This window comes from Streptomyces murinus (assembly GCF_002154555.1).
Taxonomy (GTDB): domain Bacteria; phylum Actinomycetota; class Actinomycetes; order Streptomycetales; family Streptomycetaceae; genus Streptomyces; species Streptomyces murinus.
Genome location: NZ_MUNF01000702.1, coordinates 1 through 5,938 on the forward strand (window position 1 = coordinate 1; position 5,938 = coordinate 5,938).

At 73.3% G+C, this 5,938-nt stretch carries 6 protein-coding genes; 3 read left to right on the forward strand and 3 right to left on the reverse strand.

Features of this window, described 5'->3' with window-relative positions; all coding sequences use genetic code 11:
• Positions 1 to 703 (forward strand): S1 family peptidase (locus tag CCN72_RS33430; RefSeq protein ID WP_107430231.1); only part of this gene is annotated, 703 nt, incomplete at its 5' end.
• Positions 704 to 800: 97 nt separating this feature from the next.
• Here CCN72_RS33430 and CCN72_RS33435 read toward each other — a convergent pair.
• Positions 801 to 1,580: an NAD(P)H-dependent oxidoreductase gene (locus tag CCN72_RS33435; protein WP_086812012.1), complete on the reverse strand. Its 780-nt coding sequence runs from the start codon at positions 1,578 to 1,580 to the stop codon at positions 801 to 803.
• 138 nt (positions 1,581 to 1,718) lie between these two features.
• Between CCN72_RS33435 and CCN72_RS33440 the strand changes: the two genes are divergently transcribed.
• Both CCN72_RS33440 and CCN72_RS33445 read left to right on the forward strand, forming a co-directional pair.
• A complete protein-coding gene (locus tag CCN72_RS33440; protein ID WP_086812014.1) occupies positions 1,719 to 2,555 on the forward strand; it encodes a helix-turn-helix transcriptional regulator in 837 nt (278 codons plus the stop codon).
• A gap of 112 nt (positions 2,556 to 2,667) precedes the next feature.
• The gene (locus CCN72_RS33445) at positions 2,668 to 3,510 is read left to right on the forward strand and encodes a patatin-like phospholipase family protein (RefSeq protein ID WP_086812016.1); all 843 of its coding nucleotides are present in this window, start codon (positions 2,668 to 2,670) and stop codon (positions 3,508 to 3,510) included.
• Positions 3,511 to 3,556: 46 nt separating this feature from the next.
• On the opposite strand, the gene CCN72_RS33450 is transcribed toward CCN72_RS33445, so the two are convergent.
• Positions 3,557 to 4,786, reverse strand: coding sequence for an ABC transporter substrate-binding protein (locus tag CCN72_RS33450; RefSeq protein ID WP_244174603.1), 1,230 nt, complete (start codon positions 4,784 to 4,786; stop codon positions 3,557 to 3,559).
• A gap of 38 nt (positions 4,787 to 4,824) precedes the next feature.
• Positions 4,825 to 5,823, reverse strand: a complete 999-nt coding sequence (locus CCN72_RS33455; protein WP_244174604.1) for a hypothetical protein — start codon at positions 5,821 to 5,823, stop codon at positions 4,825 to 4,827.
• Positions 5,824 to 5,938 lie beyond the last annotated feature (115 nt).

Below are 5,938 nucleotides of genomic sequence, written 5' to 3' on the forward strand. Positions count from 1 at the left end.
GGCGAGCGCGGCTCCCCAGCCCATTGTCGGCGGTACGACGACCACCACCACGGCGTACCCGTTCGTCATGCAGATCACGGACGCGTCCGGCAGCCAGTTCTGCGGCGGCACCCTGGTGTCCGCCACCAAGGTGGTGACGGCCGCGCACTGCATGGCCGGCGAGACCCCCGCCAGTGTCCGTGTCGTCGGCGGCCGTACCAAGCTCAACGGCAGCGACGGCACGGTGAGCAAGGTCAGCAAGATCTGGGTGAACCCGGACTACTCGGACGCCACCAACGGCAACGACGTTTCCGTGCTGACCCTGTCGACGTCGATGCCGTACAAGCCGGTGTCGTACGTCTCCTCCTCCCAGACGGGGGTGTACGCGGCCGGTACCACGGCGCGGATCCTCGGCTGGGGCACGACTTCGGAGAACGGCAGCTCCTCCAACCAGCTGCGGACCGCGACCGTACCGCTCGTGTCCGACGCCAGTTGCCGTTCCTCCTACGGTTCGGACTATGTGCAGTCCGACATGGTGTGCGCCGGGCTCAGCTCCGGCGGCGTAGACACCTGCCAGGGCGACAGCGGCGGTCCCCTGCTCATCGGGGGCGTCCTGGCAGGGATCACTTCTTGGGGCGAGGGGTGCGCGGAGGCGGGCTACCCGGGTGTCTACACCCGGCTGGCCACCTTCGCGGACCAGGTCACCGCACAGGTGAACTCGTGACCCGGAAGAACTCCCGAGTACCCCTCGGGTAAGGCCAGGGGGGCGNNAGCAGCCCGCAGCGCCCCCCTTTCCACGTCCCGCGCCCCCTCGCGCGGCGCTACTCGGCGAGGTGCAGGGCGAATCCGCTGCGGCCCGGCTTCTCCAGTCCCGCGCGCAGCCGGACCACCGGGATCTCGTAGTCCCCGCCGTTCTGGGTGCGGTAGGGGACGGGCTCGGTCTCCTCCAGGGACAGCAGCCGCTCGCGCCACCGCTCGGCCGCCGCCGCGAAGTCCTCGGATGACATCCGCCCCGCGCGGTACAGGACGAACGGCGGCAGTACGGCCATGCCGGGGTGGAAGAGGATGCCGTGCTGGATCGGGAACAGCAGGTCGTCGATCGGGCCGTTGATGCCGCGGTCCGAGTAGTGGCCCTCGGGGCCGCCGACCGTCAACGACAGCATGGCGCGCTTGCCTTGCAGGGCGCCCTCGCCGAAGCGGTCGCCGTACCGGGTGTCGCTGTGCTCGCCCACGCCGTAGCCGAAGCCGTAGGTGAAGACGCGGTCCACCCAGCCCTTGAGGATCGCGGGCATCGTGTACCACCACAGCGGGAACTGGAGGATCACGGTGTCGGCCCAGCGCAGCTTCTCCTGCTCCACGCGGATGTCGGCGGCGAGCGCGCCACTCTCGTAGGCACGTCCGGAGTCGGGTACGACGGCCAGCGGGTCGGAGGCCGCGGGGCCGAAGTCGGCGGCGTCGACGGTGGACTTCCAGCGCATCGCGTACAGATCGCTGACCCGGACCTCGTGGCCCGCGCCGGTCAGCGTCTCTACGGCGAGGTCGGTGAGCGCACCGTTCAGCGACCGGCGCTCGGGGTGGGCGTGCACGATGAAGACCTTCATATCCGCTCCTCGGATCGTCGGGGATCCGATCCTCGCGGGATCCGGCGGCGCGGTTCAGGGGCGCTCGTTCCATAGGTCCGCTCTTCCTGGTACCGGCAGGGCCACCCGACGGGCTTGTCCGCCGCGGATACTGGAGCGATGGACGATCTCGCGGACTTCCTGCGCACACGTCGGGCCCGGGTCCGCCCGGAGTCCGTCGGCCTGCACGCCGACACCCGCCGCCGGGTGAGCGGGCTGCGGCGCGAGGAGGTCGCCCATCTGTCGGGGGTGAGCGTCGACTACTACGTCCGGCTCGAACAGGGACGGGCGCGCCGGCCCTCGGCAGGGGTGCTCGACGCGCTCGCGCGCGCCCTCGATCTGGACGAGGTGGAACGCGAGCATCTGCACCGGCTCGCCAACCGGCCCGGGCGGCCGCGGCGGCGGCCGTCGGTCGCACGGCCCCGGCCCGAACTGCTGCGGGTGCTGGACCTCGTGGCCGACGCGCCCGCGTTCCTCATCGACCATCGGATGACGGTCCTGGCCGCGAACCGGCTCGCCGATCTGCTCTACGGCCGCACCGTCGAGGGGCTGAACATCGCCCGGCACATCTTCCTGGCCGAGGAGGGGCGCGAGCTGTTCGCCGACTGGGAGGACTGCACCCTGGACTCCGTGGGCCATCTGCGGCTGGCCGCGGGCCGCTGCCCCGACGATCCGGAGCTGGCGGCCCTCATCGGTGAACTCGCCATGCACAGCGAGCGTTTCCGTCAGCTGTGGGCGCGCGCCGACGTCCGGACCCGCACCCACGGCCGCAAGGTCTACCGGCACCCCTCGGTCGGCCGTCTGGAGCTGCACCAGGAGAACTTCGTGCTGCCGGACTGCGCGGGCACGGAGCTGATCGTGCAGTCCGCCGCGCCCGGCAGCGCCGACCACGACAGTCTGCGGCTGCTGGCCGCGCTCGGCGCCACCGGTGACCCGGTCGTGCCGGACGCCGTCTGATCCTTCCTGGCCCTTTACCCGGCCGGGACCTTGGACGGGGGCGGCGGAGGGAAGGGTTCCTCCTGCGGCCGGCGATGCCGGTGCGACAGAGAAGACTGCTGAAGGAGCTGAGATGACCGAGGCGTTGGTGCTGGGTGGCGGCGGTGTGGGCGGGATCGCCTGGATGACCGGGCTGCTCGCGGGACTCGCCGATGCCGGGCAGGACGTCACCGGGGCCGGGTTGCTGGTGGGCACCTCCGCGGGCGCGACCGTCGCGGCCCAACTGGGCAGCGGGCTCGGCGTGGAGGAGCTGTTCGCGCGGCAGGTGGAGCCTTCGTTGCAGGCCACCGAGATCATGGCCGAGATGGACATCGAGCGGTTCACCGCGGAGATCGGCGTCACGATGGCCACGGCGTCCTCGGCGGCGGAGCTGCGCGGCGCGGTCGGCCGGGTGGCGCTGGCCGCGCGGACGGTCGGCGAGCCGGAGCGGCTCGCGGTGATCGAGTCCCGGCTGCCCGAACACGGCTGGCCCCAGCGGGCGTTGAGGGTGGTGGCGGTCGACGCCGAGACCGGGGACACGCGGGTCTTCGACCGCGACTCGGGGGTTTCGCTGGTCGACGCGGTCGCCGCCAGCTGTGCCGTTCCGGGGGTGTGGCCGCCGGTGACGATCGCCGGGCGCCGCTACATCGACGGCGGTATCCGCTCCGTGGCCAACGTCGACCTCGCCGCGGGCGCCACCCGGGTCCTGGTCCTCGTCCCGCTGGGTCCCGTCGAGCCCCTCCCGAGCGACCACCCGCTGGACGACACGGTCGCGGCACTGCGCGCCGAGGGCGCCGAGGTCCTCGTCATCGGCCCCGACGACGCCTCGACCACCGCGATCGGCGCCAACCCGCTGGACCCGGCGACCCGCGAACCGGCGGCGCGGGCGGGCCGCGAGCAGGGGCGCGAGCTGAAGCTGGAGTGGGCGATGGGCTGACCGGCGACCGGCCCGCCCTCCCTTCCCCTCCAAGTCACCTTCTGCCTCACGGCACTTGGTCGCACACCGACGGCAGCCAGGTCTGTCCCGGCGCCGACCTCAGCGTGTCCAGCGTGGTGAGCAGGGAGGTGAGACGGGCCGGGTGGGCCAGGTAGTCGATCACGGCCTCGGCGAAGGCGTCGCGGACGGTGGGCGGCATCGCGTCGGAGGCGTCGAAGCAGTGCGTGGCGGCCGGGGAGAGCAGGGTCGTGGCGAGCGTTCGGTGCCAGGTGGGTCCGGTGGCGGTGGGCCGGGCCCTGGTGTCGACGGAGAAGGCGGACTCGGCGTCGGCCCAGGCGCGTTGGGCGGCCGGGGAGGACAGATAGCGGATCAGCCGCTTCGCCTGGGGGGTGGCGTGCAGCAGGGCGACCAGGTCGCCGGAGACCTCCCAGGAGTCCTTGGCGGTGGCGCCCGGGATGAGGGCGGCCGAGGGGGCGTAGCGGCCGTCGGCCTGCTTCCAGGCGGTGGACTGGGTGCGGATGAAGGACGCCTGGTGTTCGAGCGTGCAGCCCCGGGGAGTGGCCGTGACCGGTGCGGACGCTTCGGCGTAGCCCGTCTTCAGGGTGCGGCGCAGCAGCTTCTCCGACGTGCCCGCGCCCATCAGGCGGCCCCAGGTCGTCCACGCCTGCCGTACCTCGGGCGAGCGCCAGGACAGCTTGCCGCTCGCCCACGACTGGTAGACGCGCGGCCCCTGTTGCTGGAGCAGGATGTCTTCGATCCAGTCCGTGCCGGGCCAGCCGCTGGTCGCGCCGGAGCCCATCCCCACGCACCACTGCGCCGGATCGTCCCGGGCCGCGCGGCGCTGCCCCTCGCCGGTCCCCGCCGGGTACCAGACGATGCTCTTGAGGTCGGCCTTGAGCGGGAACCAGTACACATGCCCGTCCGCGAGCGGGGTCGCCCAGGACGTGCCGAAGTCCTCCCGGGGAATGAGCCCGTCGAGCGGCTGGAGCTGCTTCTGGCCCGCGTAGTCGGCGAGTTCACCGGGACCGGTCAGCACCACCACGTCCGGCGGGGTCCCGGCCTCGACATCGGCGCCGAGCACCTGGCTCTCGGCCGAGCTGCCCTGGTAGTCCACGCGCACGTGGTACGCGCGCTCGAACGGCTCGATCACCGCGCGGCGCAGATTCGCCTCGTCACGGCCCGTCCAGTTCGCCAGCAGGGTGACGGTCGGCTCCCGGCCGACGGCGCGGGCGCCCAGCACGACGGCCGCCGCCAGCAGGACGAGGCAGCCCGCCACCACGGTGACCGTCCGGGCGCGGCCTCGCGCTCGCCCGCTCACCGGGGCCTGAACCGGTACTCGTCGAGGTGCCGTCGCAGTCCCGTCTCGGCCAGTGCCATGACCAGGATGCCTCCGATCAGGATCCATCCGGCGGCCGCGGCGCGCAGCCCGGTGTCCGCCAGGTACGCGGCGGTCGCCCGCCCCGCGTGGTTGAGTTCCCGCCCGGACAGCGGGCGGTCGAGCAGTCGCCGGGTGTCCGTCATCCCCGTGTGCGTCCACACCGTGAACAGCAGGGTCACGGCGAGCCCGGCCAGGAGCAGCGCGCCCGCGCCGAGCAGGCCCCGGTTGTAGCGGCGCCGCAAGCGGCGGCGCAGGAACAGCTGGGTCTCCAGCAGACAGCAGACCAGGGCGAGCGCGAGCAGCAGCGTCACGGCCCAGCCGCACCACAGCAGTGGTCCGAAGGAGGTCTGCCGGTGCACGGCCGCGCGCCGCTGCGCCTGGAGGACCTTCAGCCGGGGCAGTATCCCGGAGCCCGGGTCCGCCAGGACGCTCGTCGCGTAGCTGAGGTATGCCTCGCGCAACACGCCCCCGGCGGGCTGCTGTTGGGCCTGCTGCACCTTGACCGCGTAGACGGTGATCAGCGCGGCCACGGTCTGGAGCGCCTGCCGTGCCGACGGTCCCCCGGCATCGTCGCCCGCGGCGGCCGCGACGCTCTGCGCGGCGACCGAGATCTGCTTCTGGAAGTCGCTGGTGGGGGTCGCCGCACCGGCGTCCGCCTCGGCCTGCCCGAGGGCGTACAGGGCGGTGTCGAGGGAGAGCACCGCGGGGGCGCTGGAGGTGCGCAGCGGATCGGCGTCGCCGTGCACCCCCTCGTAGGACAGGAAGAGGGAGAGCGTCAGCAGCGCCGCCAGGGCGAGCAGCAGGCGGTGGCGGACGGCCAGGTCATGGGCGGTCGTACTGCCGGCCGCCCGCTCCCCCGGCACCCGCCGCCCGCCTCCGGCGCCCGCCGTGGCGGGTGTGCCGCCGTCGCGGACGGGGTCCGTGCCCGCGCTCATGCCGACGGCCCGTTCAGGCGGCGGCCGCACTCGCCGCCGCAGTACACGGAGTCGGCCGGACCGAGCCAGCCGCATCCCGGGCACTCCAGGAGGGCGGCGGCGTCCGGGGGGACAC